The sequence below is a fragment of the Vulcanisaeta sp. JCM 14467 genome (genome assembly GCF_001316245.1).
Lineage (GTDB): Archaea > Thermoproteota > Thermoprotei > Thermoproteales > Thermocladiaceae > Vulcanisaeta.
The window spans coordinates 76,623-99,389 of record NZ_BBDM01000007.1; the positions used below are offsets into that span (position 1 = coordinate 76,623).

General features: G+C 48.2%; 23 protein-coding genes and 5 pseudogenes. 7 read left to right on the plus strand and 21 right to left on the minus strand.

Annotated features, from left to right (window positions below):
- Window positions 1-44: 44 nt before the first annotated feature.
- From JCM14467_RS07785 to JCM14467_RS07835, 12 genes and pseudogenes are all read right to left on the minus strand, one after another.
- Window positions 45-710: a hypothetical protein gene (locus JCM14467_RS07785; RefSeq protein ID WP_054849713.1), complete on the minus strand. Its 666-nt coding sequence runs from the start codon at window positions 708-710 to the stop codon at window positions 45-47.
- 353 nt (window positions 711-1,063) lie between these two features.
- Window positions 1,064-2,238, minus strand: a pseudogene (locus tag JCM14467_RS07790) (argininosuccinate synthase).
- A 90-nt stretch (window positions 2,239-2,328) separates the two neighbouring features.
- The gene (locus JCM14467_RS07795) at window positions 2,329-3,441 is read right to left on the minus strand and encodes a M16 family metallopeptidase (protein ID WP_252901096.1); all 1,113 of its coding nucleotides are present in this window, start codon (window positions 3,439-3,441) and stop codon (window positions 2,329-2,331) included.
- Window positions 3,441-3,998: a hypothetical protein gene (locus JCM14467_RS17100; protein ID WP_252901097.1), complete on the minus strand. Its 558-nt coding sequence runs from the start codon at window positions 3,996-3,998 to the stop codon at window positions 3,441-3,443. Before JCM14467_RS17100 ends, JCM14467_RS07795 begins: the two co-directional genes overlap by 1 nt.
- Window positions 3,995-4,684 carry a M16 family metallopeptidase gene (locus JCM14467_RS17105; RefSeq protein ID WP_252901098.1) on the minus strand — a complete coding sequence of 230 codons (690 nt, stop codon included), beginning with the start codon at window positions 4,682-4,684 and terminating at the stop codon, window positions 3,995-3,997. Before JCM14467_RS17105 ends, JCM14467_RS17100 begins: the two co-directional genes overlap by 4 nt.
- Window positions 4,685-5,001: 317 nt before the next feature.
- Complete coding sequence (rpsJ, locus tag JCM14467_RS07805; protein ID WP_013335821.1) at window positions 5,002-5,313, minus strand: 30S ribosomal protein S10; 312 nt, start codon at window positions 5,311-5,313, stop codon at window positions 5,002-5,004.
- A 6-nt stretch (window positions 5,314-5,319) separates the two neighbouring features.
- Window positions 5,320-6,654, minus strand: a complete 1,335-nt coding sequence (gene tuf, locus JCM14467_RS07810) for a translation elongation factor EF-1 subunit alpha (RefSeq protein ID WP_054849715.1) — start codon at window positions 6,652-6,654, stop codon at window positions 5,320-5,322.
- A 202-nt stretch (window positions 6,655-6,856) separates the two neighbouring features.
- Window positions 6,857-7,303 carry a CoxG family protein gene (locus JCM14467_RS07815; protein ID WP_054849716.1) on the minus strand — a complete coding sequence of 149 codons (447 nt, stop codon included), beginning with the start codon at window positions 7,301-7,303 and terminating at the stop codon, window positions 6,857-6,859.
- A 46-nt stretch (window positions 7,304-7,349) separates the two neighbouring features.
- Complete coding sequence (locus JCM14467_RS07820; RefSeq protein ID WP_054849717.1) at window positions 7,350-7,988, minus strand: hypothetical protein; 639 nt, start codon at window positions 7,986-7,988, stop codon at window positions 7,350-7,352.
- Window positions 7,970-8,449, minus strand: coding sequence for an MFS transporter (locus tag JCM14467_RS07825; protein WP_054849718.1), 480 nt, complete (start codon window positions 8,447-8,449; stop codon window positions 7,970-7,972). The genes JCM14467_RS07820 and JCM14467_RS07825 overlap by 19 nt, the downstream gene beginning before the upstream one ends.
- A 38-nt stretch (window positions 8,450-8,487) precedes the next feature.
- Complete coding sequence (locus tag JCM14467_RS07830) at window positions 8,488-8,853, minus strand: hypothetical protein (protein WP_054849719.1); 366 nt, start codon at window positions 8,851-8,853, stop codon at window positions 8,488-8,490.
- An 87-nt stretch (window positions 8,854-8,940) separates the two neighbouring features.
- Window positions 8,941-9,467: pseudogene (locus JCM14467_RS07835) on the minus strand (MogA/MoaB family molybdenum cofactor biosynthesis protein).
- 115 nt (window positions 9,468-9,582) lie between these two features.
- Here JCM14467_RS07835 and JCM14467_RS17110 point away from each other — a divergent pair.
- A complete protein-coding gene (locus tag JCM14467_RS17110; protein WP_252901099.1) occupies window positions 9,583-9,858 on the plus strand; it encodes a hypothetical protein in 276 nt (91 codons plus the stop codon).
- 44 nt (window positions 9,859-9,902) lie between these two features.
- Window positions 9,903-10,388: an XdhC family protein gene (locus JCM14467_RS17115; RefSeq protein WP_252901100.1), complete on the plus strand. Its 486-nt coding sequence runs from the start codon at window positions 9,903-9,905 to the stop codon at window positions 10,386-10,388.
- A gap of 35 nt (window positions 10,389-10,423) precedes the next feature.
- On the opposite strand, the pseudogene cutC reads toward JCM14467_RS17115, so the two are convergent.
- Together cutC and cutB are read right to left on the minus strand one after the other, a co-directional pair.
- Window positions 10,424-10,944, minus strand: a pseudogene (gene cutC, locus JCM14467_RS07845) (glyceraldehyde dehydrogenase subunit gamma).
- A pseudogene (cutB, locus tag JCM14467_RS07850) lies at window positions 10,944-11,800 on the minus strand (glyceraldehyde dehydrogenase subunit beta). Before cutB ends, cutC begins: the two co-directional pseudogenes overlap by 1 nt.
- 103 nt (window positions 11,801-11,903) lie before the next feature.
- Between cutB and cutA the strand changes: the two are divergent.
- Window positions 11,904-14,094, plus strand: a pseudogene (gene cutA / locus JCM14467_RS20020) (glyceraldehyde dehydrogenase subunit alpha).
- Window positions 14,095-14,209: 115 nt separating this feature from the next.
- On the opposite strand, the gene JCM14467_RS17140 reads toward cutA, so the two are convergent.
- From JCM14467_RS17140 to JCM14467_RS07865, 4 genes are read right to left on the minus strand one after another with little or no spacing between them, the layout of a single operon-like run.
- Window positions 14,210-14,995 carry a class I tRNA ligase family protein gene (locus tag JCM14467_RS17140; protein ID WP_252901104.1) on the minus strand — a complete coding sequence of 262 codons (786 nt, stop codon included), beginning with the start codon at window positions 14,993-14,995 and terminating at the stop codon, window positions 14,210-14,212.
- Window positions 14,996-15,006: 11 nt separating this feature from the next.
- Window positions 15,007-17,112, minus strand: coding sequence for a leucine--tRNA ligase (leuS, locus tag JCM14467_RS07860; protein ID WP_252901105.1), 2,106 nt, complete (start codon window positions 17,110-17,112; stop codon window positions 15,007-15,009).
- Window positions 17,076-17,261 carry a hypothetical protein gene (locus JCM14467_RS17145; protein WP_252901106.1) on the minus strand — a complete coding sequence of 62 codons (186 nt, stop codon included), beginning with the start codon at window positions 17,259-17,261 and terminating at the stop codon, window positions 17,076-17,078. Before JCM14467_RS17145 ends, leuS begins: the two co-directional genes overlap by 37 nt.
- Window positions 17,262-17,317: 56 nt before the next feature.
- Complete coding sequence (locus JCM14467_RS07865; RefSeq protein ID WP_054849720.1) at window positions 17,318-17,758, minus strand: CBS domain-containing protein; 441 nt, start codon at window positions 17,756-17,758, stop codon at window positions 17,318-17,320.
- Between the two features lie 126 nt (window positions 17,759-17,884).
- On the opposite strand from JCM14467_RS07865, the gene JCM14467_RS17150 reads away from it, so the two are divergent.
- The 3 genes from JCM14467_RS17150 to JCM14467_RS17160 are packed head-to-tail and all read left to right on the plus strand — an operon-like array spanning window position 17,885 to window position 18,779.
- Entirely contained in the window at window positions 17,885-18,133 is a 249-nt protein-coding gene (locus JCM14467_RS17150; protein ID WP_252901107.1) for a hypothetical protein, read from the plus strand.
- Window positions 18,134-18,162: 29 nt separating this feature from the next.
- Window positions 18,163-18,492: a hypothetical protein gene (locus JCM14467_RS17155; protein ID WP_252901108.1), complete on the plus strand. Its 330-nt coding sequence runs from the start codon at window positions 18,163-18,165 to the stop codon at window positions 18,490-18,492.
- A 14-nt stretch (window positions 18,493-18,506) separates the two neighbouring features.
- Window positions 18,507-18,779 carry a hypothetical protein gene (locus JCM14467_RS17160; RefSeq protein WP_252901109.1) on the plus strand — a complete coding sequence of 91 codons (273 nt, stop codon included), beginning with the start codon at window positions 18,507-18,509 and terminating at the stop codon, window positions 18,777-18,779.
- On the opposite strand, the gene JCM14467_RS07875 is transcribed toward JCM14467_RS17160, so the two are convergent.
- Complete coding sequence (locus JCM14467_RS07875) at window positions 18,772-19,635, minus strand: hypothetical protein (protein ID WP_252901110.1); 864 nt, start codon at window positions 19,633-19,635, stop codon at window positions 18,772-18,774. The genes JCM14467_RS17160 and JCM14467_RS07875 overlap by 8 nt on opposite strands.
- A 201-nt stretch (window positions 19,636-19,836) precedes the next feature.
- Between JCM14467_RS07875 and pyk the strand changes: the two genes are divergently transcribed.
- Window positions 19,837-21,141 (plus strand): pyruvate kinase, encoded by a 1,305-nt coding sequence (gene pyk / locus JCM14467_RS07880; RefSeq protein WP_252901111.1) that lies wholly within the window; start codon window positions 19,837-19,839, stop codon window positions 21,139-21,141.
- A gap of 1 nt (window position 21,142) precedes the next feature.
- On the opposite strand, the gene JCM14467_RS07885 is transcribed toward pyk, so the two are convergent.
- Window positions 21,143-21,541 carry a hypothetical protein gene (locus tag JCM14467_RS07885; RefSeq protein WP_054849721.1) on the minus strand — a complete coding sequence of 133 codons (399 nt, stop codon included), beginning with the start codon at window positions 21,539-21,541 and terminating at the stop codon, window positions 21,143-21,145.
- Window positions 21,529-21,945 (minus strand): hypothetical protein, encoded by a 417-nt coding sequence (locus tag JCM14467_RS07890; protein ID WP_252901112.1) that lies wholly within the window; start codon window positions 21,943-21,945, stop codon window positions 21,529-21,531. Before JCM14467_RS07890 ends, JCM14467_RS07885 begins: the two co-directional genes overlap by 13 nt.
- Window positions 21,946-22,767: the final 822 nt, after the last annotated feature.

Sequence of the window (22,767 nt, forward strand, 5' to 3'; positions counted from 1 at the left end):
TGATCGTGTTGAGTACTATCGCTGCTGAAGTCTCTACGGACATACTATAACTCAACTATGAACCTATCCTCCTCCGAAACCTTCTTACCCTCCTCCCTCATCCTCCTGATCAAGCCAACGTACTTGATAAGGTCTGCGCCGGACTCAATGTATAATGTTGATATCCCAAGTTTCTCATGCAAGTACTTCCTAAACTTCCTAGTGCTGTATGAGCCAAACCTATTAATGGCGTTATTAATCCTATCAATGAGGCCCTCCCACCCGCCGTACCTAGTGTACTGCCCATTCTCCAGGTCAGCAATGACCTCCCTACTACCCCTGAACCTCACGCCCCTATCTATGACCTGCGTAACCCCACCATTCTCCAGGACGGGCACGAGCCTCACCTCAACACGCCCATCACGCCACAACTCCTTAATCGCCTCAATAACGACCTGGCTATAGACTGGGTACTTGTAAACCCTGTACATGAAGCAACGGGCCAGCTCATGAACGTCGATAGCCTCGACGAGGTCCTTGGCGTCAGGGTTTATGAACAATGCGGCTGCGAGCAACCTCACGACATTCATGGGCGTCAAAGGGCCATAACCCTCCTCAAGGCACCTGGCAATAAGGTACTCCACGATTAGCCTCGGCAAATCACCACACTCACGCCTACTCACGACAACATCCTCCCCAAAGCGATGCCCAACACCACGCACACGCGGCACTACTCACCTTACAAAACCAAAAATTTAACTTTAATTTAACATTCTCCCACACCACCAGGACACAATCAACAACCACAGCAATACAAAGCACCCCACAAAAGGAAAAACCACGGCAAGGCCACGGCAATCAATCACTGAATACACACAAACCACAAATTTGTGGTGCAACAAAAGTTTCAACCAACCCAGCCCAAGGCCCAATCACACCACGGCCCCACAACACCCACACCAACAATATAAAAGCCACCACCCACGGCCAGGACCAGTAAACCAAAACTTTCACCACCCACACAAATTTATGGTGCCACGCAATTCAAGTGTTTAATCTGGTTTTTGATCCTCGGTTATGTTGATTATGCTCTGTGCCTGGCCCTGTGGGCTGTTAGTGAGTGTAGTACGTGCATTCTTACGAATCCCCTTGCCTCCTCCTCACTTGGGTACCAACCACCCACGTAGTCCACCAATTCCTTGCTATAGCTTGCGTATGGGCTCTCCCTACCGAGTATCGTCAATCCGCCAAATACCTTAACCCTAACGACGCCGTTGACCCACTTATTCATTGACTTAATGAGTCCGTCGAGCTCCTCACGTAGTGGTTCATGCCATAGGCCGTTATAGACTAGGTCCGTCCAGGTCTGGTCCACGATCTTCTTAAACCTATACTCAAGCGGTGTGTAGATGAGTTTCTCGAGGTCTCTGTGGGCCTCGATTAGGGTTAGGGCGGCTGGTGCCTCGTAGACCTCCCTGGACTTGAAGCCCACAACCCTATTCTCAATGTGGTCAACCCTGCCAAAGCCGTGCATCCCAACGACCCTGTTGAGCATTGTTATTAGGCTTACCATGTCCATCCTCTCGCCATTCACGGCCACCGGTAGGCCCTCCCTGAACTCAATCTCGAGGGTCAGTGGTTCATTGACCCTCTCGGGCGGTGCAGTCCACTTGAAGGCGTCCTCGGGGACCTCGGCCATTGGGTCATCTATCTCACGCCCTTCGATGCTCCTCGACCACAGGTTATCATCAATGCTGAACCTACTGTGTATGTTGGGTATTGGTATTCCGTGCCTCTTGGCGTACTCAATCTCCTCAGCCTATTCATGCCCCATACCTTGGCCGGCTCGATGATCATTAAGTCCGGCGCCAGGGCCATTAGGGCCTCGTTGAACCTTACCTGGTCATTACCCTTTGACGTTGACCCGTGAGCCACAGCGTCGCAGCCCTCCTTCCTAGCGATTTCAACAACCTTCTCCGCAATTAATGGCCTTGCCAGTGCGGTTCCCAGTGGGTACTTATCCTCATATAGGGCATTTGCCATTATGGCCGTGGCAACAGGGCCCTCGGCGAAGTCCCTCTTGGCATCAATCGTGTAGTGCTTAATGGCTCCAGTCCTGTACGCTCTCTCCTCAATGTCCTTGAAATCATCGTCCTGCCCAACATCCACCGTAACCGTTATTACCTCGGCATTAAACCTCTCCCTAAGCCAGTGGATGGCTACTGTTGTGTCGAGACCCCCTGAGTAGGCGAGTGCGATTTTACTGGGTTTCCTATGTACCGGTTTAGGGAATTCACGACCTACCCAAAACCTATGTATTAATAAGCCTTACCACCAATAACCTATATATTAGCCGACGATGGCTATGACCGGCTTGGGCAGGTTCCTTAACTCCCTGGACACATCCTCAGGCCTTAACCTGCTTACGTAGTTAATGAACCTGTCGTAGTAATCCCTCGGTAAGTCGTAGGTCGGTATCACTGAGTAGAGCATTGCAATGCCGTCCGGCGACTCGGCAGTGACCTTTAGCCTACCAACCCTATTCCTAACGGCCATGTCCAATTCCTCCTCCGTAATTGCCACATCACTAATCGTGTTGAGCATTACGTCTAGCGCCTCCTTGAGGACCTCCCTGCGCACACCAGCCATGGCCATGAGAACACCTGAACTACCCAGTGGCCAGTACATGGAGTATGCGTAGTAGGCCAGGCCCCTCTTCACCCTGACCTCCCTGTAGAGCCGTGATATTAAGCCCATGCCTCCAAGCACGGTATTCACAATCGTGACCCTGAAGGAGTTCTCAAGGTCCGTGATTTCGTAGCTTGGGTATGCAATGGTTATTGTTGCCTGTGCCTTACCCTCGAGCCTAACATCAACCTCACCACTACCGAATTTGGCGACGGGCACCTTGCTATAGTTGGTGTATGGCATGTTTAGGTCTACGGTATCCTCGGGAGCCACCACGGTTAGTGATAACACCCTCAGGTTATCAATGGCGCCCTTGACTTCTTCCCTAGTCACATCATCGAGCCTATAGTCATAGGCCAGCGGGTGCCTCGAGTATGGGTGGTCACCAAACAAGACCCTCAGGGCCTCAGCCACTGACCTGATTGCCGTGTCCTCCCTATTAACGTTAATGCCCGTCCTAGCCTCCCTGATGGCATCGACGAGCCTATCAATGACCGGGTTCGCGAGCATGTTCTCGATTAGGCTCACGGCCTTACTAACCACGGAGTACCTAGCCTTAACCCTAAGCGTGAGCGCGTCAAGACCCTTCTCAAAGGAGAAGGAAATGCCAATCCTCTCCAACTCCCTGGCGTAATTACTCATCCTCCATAGCGGTATTAACACATTCGCGAGGCCCGGCCTTACCTCCTGTAGTGAGCCTAGGTTCAGCTTAATGTCTAGGACCACAACATCCTTCACGGGTGACTTAATGAACAACTTATTGGCCATGCCCATCACCTATAGATTATCGCTATCAACCTATCTAATAACTTATCCACAAAACCCACGTACTCACTTGCATCAAGCCTCGCCGCACTCTCGATGATGGAGGCCAACCCATTGGGGTCATTCATGAATAACTGCGATAAACCATACAGCTGGGCCAACTTACTCGGTGAGTCCATGGAGAAGGTTAACCTAGCCATCATCCTCTCCCTAGCAAAGCCCAGCTCATCCTCACTCGGCCTCTCCATTATCAACTCCCCAACCCTAGCAATGACCCTGTCAGGATCCCTAACATTATAGATCATTATCGTGTATAGGCTGTTCATGTACGTAACCTCGTAATAACTATAAACTGTATCACCAAGGCCCTCCTCAACAAGCCTGTAAAGCCTCGATGATCTGGGCACGGCCATGGGCTCCCTACTCGTCAACCCATAGGTGAATGCCCTATCGCCAGACACTACGAAGTCCATGAGCATTAACCTCCTCAGTCCATCCAGGTCATACGCCCCAGGCACCTTAAAGGCTATGAAAAGCCTGGGCGTCTCGCCACTCAATGCCCTCATCTCGATCCTTGCCCTACCCTGAAGCCCATCATCCCAGGCTTAACAGCTCCAGACTCACCGCCAGTCCCTATACCGCCGAAGTACCTCTCAGCAAGGCCCAGGGCCTTTCTCTCCTCCAAGCCACCGACAATGACTAAGACTGCATTACCTGGGTTGTAGTAACGCCTGTAGTACCTAAACAATTCATCCCTAGAGACCCTATTCAAGTCGCTCCTAAGCCCAATGACTGCGTAGCGGTATGGGTGTGTGTCCCAGGCAATCATCGAGGCCCTATACATGAGCCTGAAGTCCGCATCATTCTCATTCATGTCAAACTCGCTTAGTACGATTTTCCTCTCCAACTCAAACTCACCTGGGTCAAAGACTGCATTAGTCATTCTCTTACTCTCAATCTCAAGGCCCAACTCGGCATACTCAATGGGTAGGACCTCAACATAAGCCGTGTAGTCATAGTTCGTGAAGCCATTGAAGTAACCACCAACACCCTCAACAAGCTCATCAACACTACCCCTCAAACCCTCAATCCTCCTAAAGAGCATGTGCTCAACCAGGTGCGAACCACCGAATATGCCCGGGTACTCATTCTTAGCACCCACGTTGTAGAATGCGTAAACCGCAACCACATCAACAGGCATGTAATGAGTAACCACCGTCAACCCATTACCCAACCTAGACACACTAACCATAACAATAAGGATTTAAGGGAATACAATAATAAACATTACCGCAATGATGAATGCCGAGTTCACGGAACCATGAAGAATCGGTTCTATGCTGATAAGGCTTGAGAAACGCTTTTTACCCCTGGTTTACTTATTGCGTTGGTGACGAGTTTAGAGCCCTCTGAGTATGGTCATACCCTGAATGATGAGAGGCTGAAAGCTGATTTTTACCAATACCAAATTAAGTTACTGGTAGTAGTGAAGGGAAGAATTACGAATTAATTATATATTGAGATATTTAGTTTAATTTTAGGTTTTTATTAAGGATTGGGTTAGATAGTCTAGTCCACAAGTTCTATCTCTATTTTTATGTTTTCGGGGACTCTTAATCTCATTAGTTGCCTAATGGCTCTCTCGTCAGCGTCCATGTCGATTAGTCGTTTGTAGATCCTCATTTCCCAGTGATCGTATGTGTGATATCCCTGACCACTTGGTGCCCTCCTAACCGTGACCAGGAGTCTCTTCCTGGGTAGTGGTATTGGTCCTGAAACCTTGACGCCCAGTTTCTTCGCTATGCCCACTATCTCGTTTGCCAAGTCATCCACTTGCTTGCTGTCCGTGCCCCAAATGCGTATTCGCGCCTTCCTTGGCATTAATCATCACGCCTTAATTTCAACCTTCTTGGGCTTAATCTCGATTATCTGTCCAGCGGCTATTGTCCTGCCCATGTCCCTTAGGGCGAACCTACCAAGCCCTGGGAAATCGCTGTACTTCTCAACAACCACGTCCTTGAGTGGCTTCAGCCTGACCACAGCCACATCGCCCTGCTTAATGAACTGCGGCTTCTGCTCCACTGTCTGGCCTGTCCTTGGGTCAAGCCTTGCGATTATCTCAATTATTTGCGCTGGCACCGTCGCTGTGTGCACATGAAGCACTGGCGTGTAGCCTGGGCCTATGGCAGTTGGATGCCATAGAACCGCCACTCTTGCTACGATCTCCTCAGCAACAGTCGGCGGGTTAGCCAGGTGGCCCATGACATCACCCCTCTTAACGTCCTCCTTCTCAATACCCCTAACGTTAATACCAATGTTATCGCCTGGCTGCGCCTGCTCAAGCTTCATGTGGTGCGTCTCAATGCTCCTGACATCACCGACCTTAGCCGGTGGCATGACGACGACCCTATCACCAACCTTTAGCACGCCTGTCTCGATCCTACCAACGACTACCGTACCAGCCCCAGTCACTGTGTATACGTCCTGTATTGGCAGCCTGAACGGCTTATCCACGGGCCTTGGCGGTGGCTGTAATGCGTCAAGGGCCTCCAGTAGGGTTGGCCCATTATACCACGGCATGTTAGAGCTCTTCTCCTTAATGTTGTCACCCTTCAACGCGCTGACTGGTATGAAGGGTATCTTTGATGGATCGTAGCCAAGCAACTTCATGAACTTGCTAATCTCCGCCTTAATCTGCTCATACCTCTTCTGGTCGTAGTTAACAACGTCCATCTTGTTAACGGCCACGATAATCTGCCTAATACCCAGCGTAGCGGCTAGGAATAGGTGCTCCCTAGTCTGTCCCTGTGGACCAATGCCTGTCTCGAACTCGCCAGGCCTTGCTGAGACGACTAGCATGGCTGCATCTGCCTGGCTTGCACCAACTATCATGTTCTTTACGAAGTCCCTGTGGCCCGGCAGGTCTATGATCGTTATGAAGTACTTAGATGTCTCGAAGCCTACGTGCATTGCCTCAATCGTGACACCCCTCTCCCTCTCCTCCTTAAGCCTGTCAGTTACCCAGGCGTATACGAAGTCCTCCTTACCCATCTTCTTAGCCTGCTCCTCAAGCTCCTTGAAGCCCTTCTCATCGACATAGCCAGTAACCACAAGTAGGTGGCCTACCAGCGTTGATTTCCCATGATCCACATGCCCTATTACCGCTAGATTAAGGTGCGGCTTTTGCAGAGCCGACTCCTTAGGCTTTAGTATTAGGCTCATACCTATCAAGACGGTGTTGTGAAAATAAAAATTAATAAGTTTTTGGGTTTCGATCACCGATGTAGGCGAGGTTAATCAATGTCCTTAAGTAGGTCATTGCCGTAGTGATCCTTAACCTTAAGCATTATTTAAGTGACTATAACGAGGAATAAATTGATACCCAACTCATTGAGAATTTTAGCTAATCATGGAATAGGACTTATTATGAGAGCCTTTGCCTAAGTTTCTCCACACTGTCTTGGACTATCCTTTGGGCCACTGGGTCGAGCACCCTGGCGCCCATTGAGCCTATTAAGCCGCCTATGTTCCCATCGAAGTACCAATTAACCCTCGTCCTACCTGAACCAGCCTCCTCAAGCCTGAAGCCTATTTCGAAGTCCATGGTGCTCTGCATCCCAGAGCCCCTGCCAACGACCTTGGCACTCTCTGGCGGCTTCTTCTCGGTGAACCTGGCCGTTATGTTCACGGTGCCCTTAATAGCCCCAACACCCAGGCTAGCCTTTACCTTGAAGTTATCTGGGTCTATGACATCGACTGACTCCACGCCGGGTATTATTGAGGCTATGTTCCTTGGGTCAATGAGGAAGTTATACACCACATCCCTGGGCTTATTAACCTCGAAGGAACCATCATAATGAACCCTCGCCATACAAGTAATTGAGGTGCTGACCCATTTATAAGTAATTCCAACGGCACTAAATCGTTAATGCAATTATCGAGGTGATACAGGAAGCCGTAAGTAATGTGGGTATTGCTACGAACCCAGCCCTGAGGCCATACATTGATATTAATAATGATATTATGTAAGTCATTAAACCGCCCAGTGAGCTCGCCACGTGGTAGGAGACGCCGGCACCTACATGCTTAATGTCGCTCCGAAAAAGTGATACTAAGTATAGTGATTGTGGTGTATAGGTTATGGCGTCAGCTAAGCCAAAGAGCATGAATAATAGCAATGGTTGTATCCTAAACATGAGGACATTTACTAGGATGAAGATTATGTAACCAATCATCAAAGCCCTTGTTGGGCTCGCCCTGGTCAGGGCTATAGACGTAAGTAATGTAAATATTAGTAAGGATATCGCGGCTACGGTGATTAGGCCCGGGATCTCATGCTCATTAATAAATATTAAGAGGGCGGAGGTGTACACGTAAAAGCTCGAGCTCTCACCAAACTTAACGCCAACCGCCTTGAGAATCCTCTTAAAATCCTCAATACGGAGGTTAGGTCTCCATTTAATAGACCTAATACTCCTGGCGCTCGCTAGAATTACTGCGGCTGATAAAAGACTTAATAATGAACCAACCAGGAGAGCTAACCGCCATTGGACCACGGCGAGAGCGTTAATAGCATGCCGAGTGGGACGCCGAGCTGTATCATACCAGCCAGGAACCTGCCAACGCCACCCCTAATGGATTCATAAGTTAGTACCGAGGCCGCCGCCCACTCGCCACCTAAGGCCATGCCCTGCATAATCCTGAGCATTAATAATTCATAAACCGTGTACCACGCCCTCGTGATCATCGCTATTAACAGCGTCGATAAGCCCATGGACATGAGAGTGAGAACAAGCGAGACCTTACTCGAAAATTTATCTCCAATCATGCCAAATACGTAAGCCCCAAGCGGCCTTGCTATGAATGCCACGAATATGGTAGTGAATGACGACAATAAGCCTAAGTGTAGTGAGGACCTTGTTAGGACCACTGATGCAATCGCATTGTAAGCTAGGAAATTGAACCATATTGATACCGTACCCACCACCGCGAATATAGCCGCTACTAAGTCCTTCATCTCACCTAATCATACTTAACTCATTGCTTTGAATTTTATTATGGATTACTTATGATTAGCAATGCGGTTAGGAATAGTATTATGTCTGTCGTTAGACAATACATGCAGTATGCATTGTGGCTTACCTGGAGGTAAATGCCGTATATGCCTATTGCCAACCCAATTATTGATAGGGCCAGGGCAACCAGCAATACATTCATTATTAGCAAAAGCCCAATAAGGAATAGGACGGCGGCCGCACCGACAGCCAGCGCCAGCCTAATCCTCCTGGGCACTATGAAGTTGAAAAGCTCGCAGTGGAATATGCCTGGTAGGCACACGTTGACGTACCTGTAATTCTCGTAGGTGTAGTAAATCATTAGTCCTGAACCTGCGAAGGGTATTGCGGCGAATATCGGTGTCATTAATTAATTGAGGTGTAAAGGCGTTAAAATCAATAATTATTTATGCAAAATGTGCATTCTAAGGTTGATTTAAATCCATAAACACAATCATGACCTGATTATGTAGAGTATGTGGGGCAATTCCTGAAGTATTATTTCAAGCCCCGTCCTAACGCCGTCTGGCGAGCCTGGTAGGGCGACTATGAGCTTGCCCCTGGCTACCCCGGCCGTGGCCCTGGTCATTATGACGCCAGTACCAATCTTTTGATGGCTCGTCCATCTAAATAATTCGCCAAATCCCTCAAGCTCCTTCTCGAAGAGTGGCCTAATGGCTCTATGGTCACGTCACTCCTGGCGAGGCCTGTACCGCCTGTGAGCACTATCACGTCGACGTCGTCACGGAGGAGGAGTGAGTCCACGAGTGACCTAATCATGACCAGGTCATCCTTAATCAACTCCCTACCAACAACCCTCTGCCCAGCCTGCTTAAGCATTGACTCCGCCAGGTCCCCGGACTCATCTGTATATGGCTGACCACTTACCTTGGCGTTGAACCTGGAAGTCGATACTGTTATCACGAAGAAGTTGGCCGTTTTAGGGCCCGCCTCCTTATGCATAGACCTCGGTACACTCATCAGGGTAAGACCTAACGGCTCAGTATTTAAGGAGTTCGGAGCTCATCAGACTTACGCACAATTAATCATTAACCCCACAAAAACGCTTATTTAGTCCCATTGAGTTGGTAGGTCAATGTCGTCGTGTGAATTCTTTAGGGCGTTGACTAGGGTTAGTTCTGAGGGTGGTAAGATTGTTATCGTTAAAATGGTTAGTGGAGATAATGTGTTATCTGACATAGTAATTAATGGTAAGTCCCTACTTGGTGTAGCAACTGGTGGGGAGATTCTCGAGTTGGCAAATAAGGCTTTAAGTGACGGTAAGGCCATTGAGACCGTGGTAAATGGGGTTAAGGTGATTCTCGAGCCCGTGGAGCCGAGGCCAACAATAATCGTTGTTGGTTCAGGCTAATAGCCAAGGCCCTGGTCGATGTTGGTAATGCCATTGGCTACTACGTGGCCGTTGTGGGGAGTGGCGACGTTAATAAGGAGTCATTTAGTAACGCCTACTTCATAAGTAATGACCTTAAGGACCTTGAGAAGTTGATTGATGAGAACTCCATAGTGATTATAGCCAATGAGGGTGGTAAGCCCTACGACTCGGAGGCCCTCTACATAGCCCTTAAGCACAACGCCAAGTTTGTCGGCCTACTTGCGAGCCAGAGGAGGGCTGCGGTCATGATTGCGGAGATGGTTAGGAGGGGGTTAAGTCTCGACTATGTGCTTGAGAAGTTGCACTCGCCCGTTGGCCTCGATGTTGGGGCTAAGACGGCTGGTGAGGTAGCCCTTAGCATACTCGCTGAGGTAATGATGTTCATGAGAAACGCGAGTGGTAAGCCGATGCGTGAGATTAAGGACCCGAGGAAGCTAGTTAAGGATGCCCTTGAGGGTAGGATTCAGGAGCAGTCCTGCTCTTGGAGACCCACCAAGTTCAAGTTATGACTTATTATTTACGTAATTACAAATAATTTAATAAATTATTGCATTGTTTTTAACTCCTTCAGCTTCTGAACAGCCAATTTAACCGCCTCTATGATATTCTGATAACCAGTGCACCTGCACAGGTTTCCCGACAAGCCCCTCCTGATCTCCTCCTCCGTCGGATTCGGATTCTCACTTAGTAACCAGTACGTCTCCATTATGAAGCCCGGCGTGCAGTAACCACACTGAAGTGCGTGCTTCTCCCAGAAGGCCTCCTGTATTGGGTGTAGCTTACCATCCTTAGCAAGGCCCTCAAGCGTCAGTATCTCAGCACCGTCAGCCTGAACAGCAAGTACCTGGCAGGACTTAACGCTGACTCCATTCATTATCACCGTGCATGCGCCGCAATGCCCCGTGTCACAACCGACGTGGACACTGGTTAGCCCAAGGTCCTCCCTAAGGAAGTGGACGAGCAATTTTCTGGCTCCACATCCCTCTCGTACCAAACGCCATTAACCTTAACCCTGATCCTAACCTTCTCATCAGGCCCAACCTTAAGCGTGGTTGCCATGCCCATCACCTCGATAATGCATTCCTAATGGCCCTCCTGGTTATCACCTTAACCATGGCCCTCTTGTACTCCGCCGAACCCCTAATGTCGCTTATTGGGCTTGACTCCCTCATTGCCTTCTCGGCTGCGTCCTCAATGACGCCATCCGTAGGTTTACGTCCAATCAATGCCTTCTCGGCCTCACGGGCCTGAATGGCTTGGGCCCAGCCGCCGTAACGCCTATGCTTGCGTCCTCCACCGAACCGTCCTGACTAAGCCTAAGCATTACAGCGACGCCAACCACTGCGAAGTCCCCTGCCTTACGCTCGAGTTTCACGTACGAGGACTTAACATTACCACTAAACCTGGGAATCACAATCTCACTGATCACCTCACCCCTGCCTAATACCGTAGTGAATGGGCCAGTTATGAAGTCCTCAACAGGAACCTCCCTAACCCCTGGTGGGCCGAGTATCTTCACCGACGCTCTAAGCGCTATCAATGTTGCGGGCCAATCAGCCGCCGGATCAGCATGGGCCAGGGAACCAGCCATGGTCCCTAAATTCCTAACCTGCGGGTCCCCAATTTGGACGGCCGTCTCGGGTAGTGCTGGGTATATCTTCCAGAGGTCACGATTAACCTCCACCTGGTGATGCCTAACCAATGCGCCAATCCTTATCCTATCACTCTCAATGCTTATGTAGGATAAGTTGGGCACCCTATTAATGTCGACCAGGTACGACGGCCTAATTAGCCTGAGCTTAAGCATTGGCATGAGGCTCTGCCCTCCTGCAAGTATTTTTGCGTTTTCATCGGATTCAAGGACCTTAACAGCCTCCTCCAATGACGTAACCCTTACGTAACCGAATTTTGGAGGATACACGGTAGTACGACCATGACAATATTAATTAAGCATTACTTTGGCGTTCAGCCAAAGTACTTAGGAGGTAATTACTTTAAAGAAAGAATGACTATTAAACCATACAATGCCCTATATTGGTGCACGTATTAGGAGGATTGAAGACCCTAAATTCATCACAGGCAGTGCGAGGTATGTTGACGATATATCGGTTCCCGGCACACTCTACATGGCCATACTCAGGAGTACAGTCCCCCACGCAAGACTGTTAAGGATTGACTATGAGGATGCATTGAAGATGCCTGGCGTTATCGGTGTCATAACTGGATTGAACATAGAGGTTGAGAACAGGCCGAGGAACTTCCCAATGGCTAAGGACGAGATCTTATACGTTGGCCAGCCGATAGCGGCGGTAATTGCTGAGGATAGGTATAAGGCCTATGACGCACTTGATTATATACAGGTTGATTATGAGCCTTACCCGCAGTTGTTGACCCAGAGAAGGCGTTGAATGATGATGTTAAGGCGATCGAGGATACGAGCAACATTGATTACAGGAGGACCTACAGGGCGGGTAATCCCGAGGATGCGTTATCGAGGAGTGACGTGGTCATCGAGACTAAACTCGAGATAAGTCGTGTCTATCCCTCAGCGATGGAACCCAGGGGCTTACTAGCTATTTACCAGGAGGGTAAGTTGATGGTTTACGCATCGACAGGCGCCGCACTATATGCGTAAGTTCCTCCTGGACGCGTTTAGGGATTACGTTAGCGACATTAGGGTTATTCAGGCGGACACGGGTGGTGCCTTTGGGTCGAAGATGTTCCCATACCCGGAGGACTACATAGTGACCTATGCAAGCATCATCTATAGAAGGCCTGTTAAGTGGGTAGCCACTAGGCGTGAGGATTTACTAAGTACGTACCACAGCAGGGCCCAGATTCATAGGATTAAGGCTGGGTTCACGAGGAGCGGAGAGTGGAGAGCGTTAATTGATGAGCTAATAATAGACCTAGGCGCTGCAACCCATGGCTATTACCTAGCCGATATAACCGCCTCATTAATAAGTGGACCATACAAAGTCAAGGATATCCTAGTCGAGATTTACGGAGTTAAGACCAACAAGACGCCGCTGGATCAGTACAGGGGCGCCGGTAGGCCCGAGGCGGCCTTCGTGTATGAGAGGATAATGGATATGGTAGCTGACGAACTTAAGATGGACCCAGTCGAGATTAGGAGGAGGAATTTAATAACGGAGCTGCCCTACACCAACCCGTTTGGTCATAAGTATGATAGTGGCAATTACCTGCACCTACTCAGTATTGCTGAGGGTTATTACAGGGATTTCGAGAGGAGGGCTGAGGAGTTGAGAAGGCAGGTAGGAGGGTTGGCGTTGGCTTATCCTTCTACGTTGAGCAGAATAACTTCGGGCCGTGGGAGTCGGCCTCTGTTAGGGTTAAGTCTGATGGTAAGATTCTAGTCATAATAGGCGCGGCGCCTCATGGGCAGGGCGATGCAACGGCGATTGCCAGATAGTGGCTGATGAGCTTGGTATTGACATAAGCCAGGTCGAGGTTTCCTGGGGCGACACTGAGTTAATTGGTGAGGGCTTCGGTACATATGGCAGTAGGACCCTGACCCTCGCGGGTAATGCCGCACTATTGGCTGCCAGGAAGCTTAAGGACAAATTGAGAAGGATTGGTGCTGCACTGATGGGTGTTAATTATGAGGATGCTGTATATGAGGATGGTGTTGTTAAGGACATCAAGACCGGTAAGTCATTAAGCACTAAGGACATTGCAAATGCACTGACATCAGTTGTTGGCGGTATATGGACCTATGGGGTTGAACCGTCGCTGGAAGACTCTGCGTACTTTGGGCTGAGCAACTACACCTACCCCTATGGTTCACATGTGGCTCTTGTTGAGGTTACTGAGGAGGGCTTGGTCAAGGTCCTTGATTATGTTGCCATTGACGACATAGGCCTTGTGGTTAATCCAATGCTTGCTGAGGGCCAGGTAATTGGTGGTGTGATTCAGGGCTTCGGTGAGGTTGTCCTTGAGGAGGTTAAGTATGATAGTGATGGAAACCCACTGACCCAAACCTTCAGTGAGTATTGGATACCCACTATTATGGAGTCCTTCAATGTTAAGTGGCATTACCTAGAGGAGGGCAAGTCGAACGCGCCATTACCAGCTAAGGGTATTGCTGAGGGACCCCTGATTGGTGTGCTTCCCGCACTGACTAGGGCGATTGAGAATGCCGTGGGTGAGAGGATCACGAGGATACCCATAGACCCATCATTACTCATTAAGTAGTGCGTCACTCTAGCCAGTCTACTTTTTATAGCGAATACAAAATGTATTTAACGTGGGGGCGGATGACAGCGGGACACCAGGGGCGGCTACCCGCTCGACACCCCCTGACTCATTTTCAAACAGTATTACCTGCTCTCTCCTTCACTGTTTCCACATAAATGGCGGGCCTACCGGGTAATGCATTCCTTGCCCTATTTCCAGGGTCATACGTTGGATTCATAGCGTCCTGTATGACAACCTCAGCGCCAATCCTCGACTTAATGTAGTTACTTAATTCCCTGAATACTCTCAGCTCCATGTCCTTACTCACTATCCTCCTCGGTATTGTACCATCAACAACCTTGGAGACTATGTTAGCCACCCTATCTGCCATGCGCTTATACTCTGGCTTACCAATAATGGCCCTTATTGTCTCGCCCATGGTCTTGCCCTCACTAATGAGCCTAATAGCCTCATTGGCAATCTGGTAATACTCATTTGATGGACCCACGTATAAGTAAATGGCCTTTGGCGTGATCTTAGTAACCCTGAGTATCTCCTGCACATCCTCCACAGCCCTCTCAATAAGGTCTAGGGCTACGTCCAACTCATCATTTATTAAACCCTCATCATACTCAGGCCAGGGCTCCAGGGAAACGAAGGTGTCGTGGCCCATCCTATGCCAAAGCTCCTCAGCAATGTGAGGCATTACAGGCTGCAATAACTTAACCCAACGCTCCAGTACGTACCACAGGGTCCACCTAACCTCATCCTTATTAACGTTAATTACGTTGACCATCTCCACGTACTTCTCAACCGATGAGAGTAGGTCGAAGAACGCCTTGAGTACATAACCCCTTATGTTCTCATTATCCATGTCGATTGTTGAGTCGCGTATCGCCTTATTAACCTTGGAAACCAACCACTGGGTTATTAATGAGGCATTCCTAACATCAACGCTAACCTGTGGTTTACCCTCCTGATTATGTCATTAGCCAGGTTCCAGAACCTAACGAGCCTACTCGCAACGCTGGCCACGTCATCCTCCCTCCAGTCAAGCGTTGTATCTAGGTCCGTTGCTGAGGCTAGGTAAAGCCTTGCCAGGTCAGTGCTGTACTTCCTCGGTACGTAGGGTAGCGGCAGTACATTGCCCAGTGACCTACTCATCTTCATGCCCTCCCTAATGACGTACTCATTAAGTGTTATCGACCTGGGCCAGTACTTCTCTGGGAATATGGCCGCGTGGTGGAATATGAAGAAGCTAAGGTGACTACTTATCAGGTCAGGACCACTGTGCCTTTCATCCACTGGGTACCAGTAATCAAATTCATTCCTTAGATCCTTAATGAACTCCTTATTAACGCCGTAAATTTCAGACACACGGTTAAGGTCACCCTCGCCCAGGAATACGTAGTTGAAGAAAGCCATTATCGCATCCAGGGCCTCCTTATCAGTACCCTTACTATCTATGACTCTCCTCGCGAACTCGCCGAGCTTCTTATCAAGACCGCTTAACCTAATTTTATGGGCTATTGTGTAATAAGCCATGTAAATCGTTGAGTCACTCAGTGACTCAATAATCCAACCCGGATCCCAGGGCAGCCTGGTGCCCAGGCCTCTTTTCCTTGCGCATGGCCTCATGGATAGCCAGTTGAAGACATCCTCGAAGTTCTTCCTATACTTCACCGGTATTATCCTCATCGAGTTCAGGCATTTGAAGGCCTTGGACTTCCACTCGGGATTGCCGTAGTTCAGGAACCACTGGTCCTTAATCACGGCTGCTATGACTGGGTTGCCACTCCTCGTGAATACCTTCCTAGGCTCTAACTCGTACATCCTACCCCACGCACCCTGCTCGCTCAATGCCTTTATCGTCCTCTCCCTAGCCTCGTTGACGCTCAGTCCAGGGAATAACGTGTTCTCCTTCATGACTCCGTTGTAGAACTCCTCCCTATACACGATCCTGGTCGCCTCATCAAGCTTCTCCCTATCGCCCTGATCCTTAACGCCTAGCTTCTCAACCACGTCCTTGGCTGGGTACTTGCCGTAATTCGGCAACTTGATGATGCTTATGGGCTCTATTGATTCAACAATCTCCTTAATACCGTACCTCTCCAGCGTCTTCTCATCCTTCTTAAGGTCCACTAACGCCACGTAGTCGTAGGGTGCGTGGGCGGGTACGCTATAGACAATGCCTGTGCCCGTGTTCTCATCGATAAAGTTTGCAGGTAGTACGGGAACCCCCCTATTAATGAGCGGTGCGATTACGTACTTACCTATTAACTCCTCACCACGTATTGAACCGACAACCTTAACGTCATAGCCCTGGTAGCTCAATTTCCAGGCCGCTGGTTTCGAGACTATCCACTTCTCACCATTGACATTGGCAATCACATACTCAACATTTGGGTGAACCCACACGTTTGTGATTCCATAAATCGTCTCGGGCCTTAGTGTGGCAGCTACTAGGTACTCATCGGAACCCTCCAGCCTAAACTTCACCAGGTTGAACTCAAGTATGTCTACGGTTATTTCATCCCCACCCTTAATATCGTGCTCACCCACCGCCTGGTTTTCGTCAGGTGAGAAGAGGACTACGTGACTGCCCTGCGTTATGTAGCCTGCCTCCCTCAACTTATAATACTGCCAAATAATGAAGGCGTTGTAGTCAGGGTCACCCGTGGTGAACTGCCTCCTGAAGTCCATTGAGTAGCCCATGGACATGAAGTCCCTAATGTATACTGAAGCGAAGAATCGGGCTATGTTCCATGGATTCGTGAAAGTACTCAATATTTCCTTAACCTTACCTGGGTCATCGACGTATAGGCTAATGTACCAGGAGTAAAGCTTTATATCGTCAGGATCGCCCTTCATTATCCTATCGGCCACTGACTGTATTGGTGTACCGGTTATGTGCCATGCTATTGGGAATAGTACGTTGAATCCCCTGGCCCTCTTATACCTGGCTATTATGTCACCTATTGTAAAGGTCCTGCCATGGCCTATATGTGGCGAGCCTGATACGTATGGATAGGGCACGGTGATGAAGTACTTGGGCTTGCCCGGCTTTGGGTCGCATTGAATATGCCCTTCTCATACCACTCCCTCTGCCATTTCTGCTCAATCTCCCTAATCTCCCTCAGAAAGTCGCCATATAATTCTTCAACCTTCGACTTAAACTCTTCCATTTCATCTCCTGAGAAAGCCCATCATTTTTAATAATTACTATTTCATTTTTAAGCTTTTAATCGGCACCGCTGACCTCAGCCTCAGATGACTTAGTCTCAGCTAACTCGGCCAGTCTTGATATGAACCTCTCCTCACTAATTATGTCCCTGATCGAGATGATCCCACGCAATTTATCACCATCCATAACCACTAAGTGCCTTATCCTGCGATCATTCATTAGCAATGCAGCCTTGTATATGCTGTCCTTAGGACCCACCGTTACCAAATTACCAACAGTGCCAACCTCAGTGACCTTGGCATTTAAATCCTTGCCGCGAGCCAATGCCCTAATTACGTCCCTCTCCGAAATAACGCCTATTGGCTTACCAGCACTATTCACAATGACCAATAGACCCACATTCTCCCTACTCATCAACTCGACGGCATCCTTAACCTTGGCATTTTCACTTATTACGAGTGGTTCCCTCTTTATTATTTTGTCAACAGTAAAGCTCATCGACAATTGCCGCATATGATAATTTATTAACTTTTCGTGTTATTTATAATTATAAAAGATTACAAAAATGGCACCGAATAAGATGATAAAATAATTTAAAAAGAGAATGCGATTCTCTATTAAGTAATGGCATATTTAATAAATCAATTCATAATTGGAATCACAATCTTCGTAATCCTAATCGAGTTATCAATAATTGGGTTGAGAAGTAAGACAGTGGTTATCCATGAACTAACAAGGTATGCACGTACTGGTGATACCTGCCCGTTATCCATAGATTTAATTGTGATGAATTCATTAAGGCAGGTATCAGTATCGCCAAGGGGCTTTTATGCGTACGTGACGCTGTACTTCGTTAGGATGATAATTCCGTAATACAATTCTTTAGGGGCTACGTTCCCTCATTGAGCAATACTTGGAGAATAATGGATCCTTCACCAAGCATTAGGCTGTTTAACCTAACCGTGAGTGGTGATGGTATTGGCGTCACGGATATTTTGGTGCCATATCCATCATCCCTCGAACTACCCAGCGGCCTAATATCGCCCTTTGACATGAGGACGGGCGAGCCAATGGGTACGGTTAATTTTCTAAGTATCAAAAGGGCCTTGGCATCAGAGCTTGGGGAGAAGCTCGTCCAATCAATGAGCCTTGCAGAGATTGTGAGGAGGGTTAGGGTGGACTTATCATTTCATGATGCGTTAGCGCCACGAAATACTCCACGTCACTATTGAAGCTATTAGCTCACGTGGGTATTCAGGTTAATGGTGAGGTTAGGGTTATCGATGGTTCCGTGGATACTAGCCTAAGGAGGGGAATTAATTGCCCATACCTCTATGGGTATGCGGCGTGTTTGGGTAAGGCATTTAGGACAACATGGGCCTGGCTAACAATGACTGAGGCGGTCCTCGGTCTTGCTTACGCATTCATACCCTCCATACTCATATTGCTAATAATTATACCGATGATATATATACTAATTATATTGTTATTATTACTAATAAAGGTAAGAATCACCTAACAACGCTGTATGGACAGTACCTCCTGTGCTCGCAGGTTGAGCATAGACCCCTACCTGGCGATGGCTTCGGGTTTCTAAGGCCGAGCCAGTAGTCGAGGGAGTAATCCACGTCCTTGAGGAAGTCGTTGAACCCTCTAACATTTACCCTATGAATAATAGCATACTTCGTGAGCCTCACAAAATCCTCACCACTCTCTAAACCCCTAATCACTAGGTCTATATTATCAATTACGCGAAAATTCGAACCCCTAACCAGCTTTATGACCGCGACGCCGCGTGGATTAAGCCCTAGGTAGCTCATCATGTGGAAATAAGACTCGGTCTGCAGTGATTCCCTACCCCTCACCACCCTCAAATTCGCTGGGTTATTCGTGGTCTTCAACTCCACTATGTATGCGGGCTTATTGTCCAGGTTTATTATTAAGTCGGGTAGGCCTAGGATTGGTACGTCCCTCCTAATCATCACGAGGGACACCTCCTGAATAAACGGCTTACTGAAGTCAGCGTAACCAATCCAACTCCTCATTCTTGAATTGAAGAAGTAAACACCCTCCTCGCCGCGATTAACGATGACTGAGTTCCAACCAAGTTCGAGACCAATGCCATCCTCACTAATGCCAAGCTGCCTCGAATGCTCCTCCAACCCGTTGATGACCCCCTCATTAACAACCCTACCCTTCAGGTAGTCAAGGTGCAGCCTATATTCGCAGCCATGGACCTGGGAACCAATATAACCACTCATTAGGAAGAGGACGCCATGCTTAAGCCTTGGAATTACCACCCTCTCATCACCCCAATACAGTACTGCGGACTCGCGGGACAATTCCATACGTGGTGCAATGCCGAGCTTTGGCAAGCGAACCACCTAGGGTAATGTAAGTAGTGGGTGTAGGCGTTGTCTATAAGCATTGCGTATTAATTTAATAACCTTGATATAATGGGTAAACCCGTAATTACCATAATCACCCTAAGACTTATAATCCTAGCGATGAAGCAGCGTTGTGGGTAAGGTAAAGATAATCGCAACAATAGGACCGCCTCAGAGAAGCCTGAGGTATTGAGGGAATTAATTAGGTACGTTGATGGGATAAGGATAAACTTCTCACACGGCAATGCCGAGGAGTGGAAGTCAAGAATACTAAATGCCAGGGGGTTTAGAGGCGATATCGCGATGCTCGGCGACTTAAGAGGTCCTGGGGTTAGGACTGGGAGTATGAAGCCCATAACGCTTAACGTAGGCGACTCCGTGGAGTTTAGGCTTGACGATAAGTCGGATGGAGGTTTCGTGCCAATACCCAGCCCATCATTCTTTAGAGTTATAACAATTGATGATGTGATTGTGATGAATGATGGCAGGTTGAGACTACGTGTTGATAAGGTCTCCGCAAATAATGCCGTACTAACCGCATTAACCGCGGGTACCATTTCGCAGGAGAAGGCTGTGGTCATTAAGGGCAAGGATTATCCATTACCGATACTTGATGATTATGATAGGGAGGCCCTTAAGTTTGCTGTTGAGGTGGGCATGGACTACGTTGGTATTAGCCACGTTAGGAGTTCTGACGATGTTGAGGAGGTTAGGACTGAGTTGAGGAGGCTTGGTGGTGATTGGGTTAAGCTTGTGGCTAAGATTGAGGGGCCTGACGCTGTTAGGAACATGAAGGACGTGATCTGCGCTAGTGACTACGTCATGGTTGCGAGGGGTGACCTTGGCATGCACTTCGACCTGGAGGAGATACCCAGGATACAGAGCTCAATAATTAGGGAGGCCCAGAAATGCGGTGTGCCGACCATGGTGGCGACTCAGTTACTTGAGTCCATGATCGAGCAACCAGTGCCGACTAGGGCTGAAGTTGTTGATATAACAAACGCAGTCATGGAGGGCGTGGACTCGCTACTACTGACCGGCGAGACCGCCGTTGGTAAGTACCCCGTGGAGGCCGTGCAGTGGTTGAGGAGGGTTGCAAGTGAGTATGAAGATGAGGTGCACGTTGATAGGAGCGTCATGGCTAACCTAACAGATAGGCTAGCCCTGGGGATTGTCCAACTCGCCGAGGACATAGGCGCTAAGATCGTGATTTACTCAAGGGGTGGTAGGTTCGTAGAGGCCATCTCCAGGTATAGACCTAGGGTGCCTACATACGTTGGCGTCAGCGATGAGAGGATACTCAAGAGACTTAGGCTTTATTGGGGTGTTGAACCAATACTCATTGGGAACGTCAGAGACTACGACGAGGGTGAGAGGGAGACGCTAAATCAATTGATTAGGAGCGGGTTAATCGCGAAGGGTGACTTGGTCCTGTTGACCCACGGAGTCATAGATACGTACAACGACTATAGCATAAGAATACTCAGGGTCTAAATTACGCGGCAACGCTCCCACGTATTACTAGGTAGGCTACATACGCAAGCCCCAGGGTTATGACAAGGAAGAGCGCACCCACCGAAGTGTAGCCCATTATTAATGACCTTACCGTTAGGTATAGGGATAAGGAGGGCATTAACAGGACTAGTGCTAGGCATAGGTAGTTAATGTACCTCACATGGCTAAGCCTACCATGTAAGGTACCCGATGGTGCAACGAGCCTTAGTGCATCGCCTAATCTCTTACTATTTGGCTCTACGTAAAGCCTTACATAACCAAGCCTCAGTAATTCATCGACAGCCCTCCTCTCATCCTCACTCAATGAGTCATAGACAACCCTACCCCTACTGAGGACCTTCCTAAGTAATTCCTTGCCACTCTCACTTAACTCATCCATCTCAGTATCACCTCACTAATTACTTCTGATGAGGATAACTGCCTAAACAATGCATTACGAGACCTGAGTAATTCAACGGCTGTGTTCAACCTAATGGATACATCGTCAGGACTATCGCCATAAATGACCAGGTAATTACTATTATTATCGCTAATAATGGCTCCAAGACCCATTATATCGCGAAGTAATGAGGAGTCCAAGGCATTAATTCGCAACGCCGAAACCCACCTGTCACCGAGACGCACCATGCTATCACCAACACCAATACTGACACAAACCCTACTCACCCTCAGGTCATGAGCACCCTTAGAGGACACGCTCCTCAGTAACTTAACCTTAGCCACCGTGGACTCCTCTCCCTTATTTTTGCCACGCCTAATTAACACGAAATATACGACTAACACTATGATTAATACAATAATGAATAGTATGGGACTTATTATGAAGAGAAAGAGAGAAGCCAAAATACCCAAAACCCAATACCAATTTCTCCTTAAAAAAATCACTAATTGACATCGCCTTAGAGATTCATTAATCGAAGAATTAATTAGTTAATTGGATAAAAAAAGAGAGATATACTAAGAGAGAAAGATGTCACTAGTTGTGAATTAATTATTCTAAATCCATGTAGATCTACGTAGAGTCTAACGAAGTGGGTAGGTAATTGCTTTTTTTAGGCATGTGATGAATCGCCATAACCAGACATTTTCTGTAATTTAACTTTTATATTGCAAATTAAATTACAACCTTTATAAGAAACCGTAATATCAAAAAAAGACAGTATGTCCAAGAAGGGAGAGAAGAAGGAGGAGGAAAAGAAGGAAGGAAAAAAAGGAGAAGAAGAAATAAGTTAATGAGTTGATACGAATCATGTGTCAATCAAAATTTTCTTATTATTTTATCTTTTTTTATTTATATTTACTTACTTTCACATCCTATCTCCTCCCGTGAAGAAGAAAAACAACGAATTGGCCGGCTGTGTGCCTAGCCACGGCATAACTCCCCTTCTGTAGCATTCGTCTAAGGCCCTACCCGGACCTCACCCGTGGAGATCACAGGTCCCTACTTGGGCCACCGTCCCCTGCGACCTCTCGGTCGGCGGGTTGCCCCGCGGGGACCCACGGCGATGTGGGGAAGTTTCCTCAGGCGAGCCGTTGCCGGACTCGCCCGGTTGCCTGCCGTCGCTAGGCACACAGCCGCGAATTATCTATTCATTAAGCTTGATA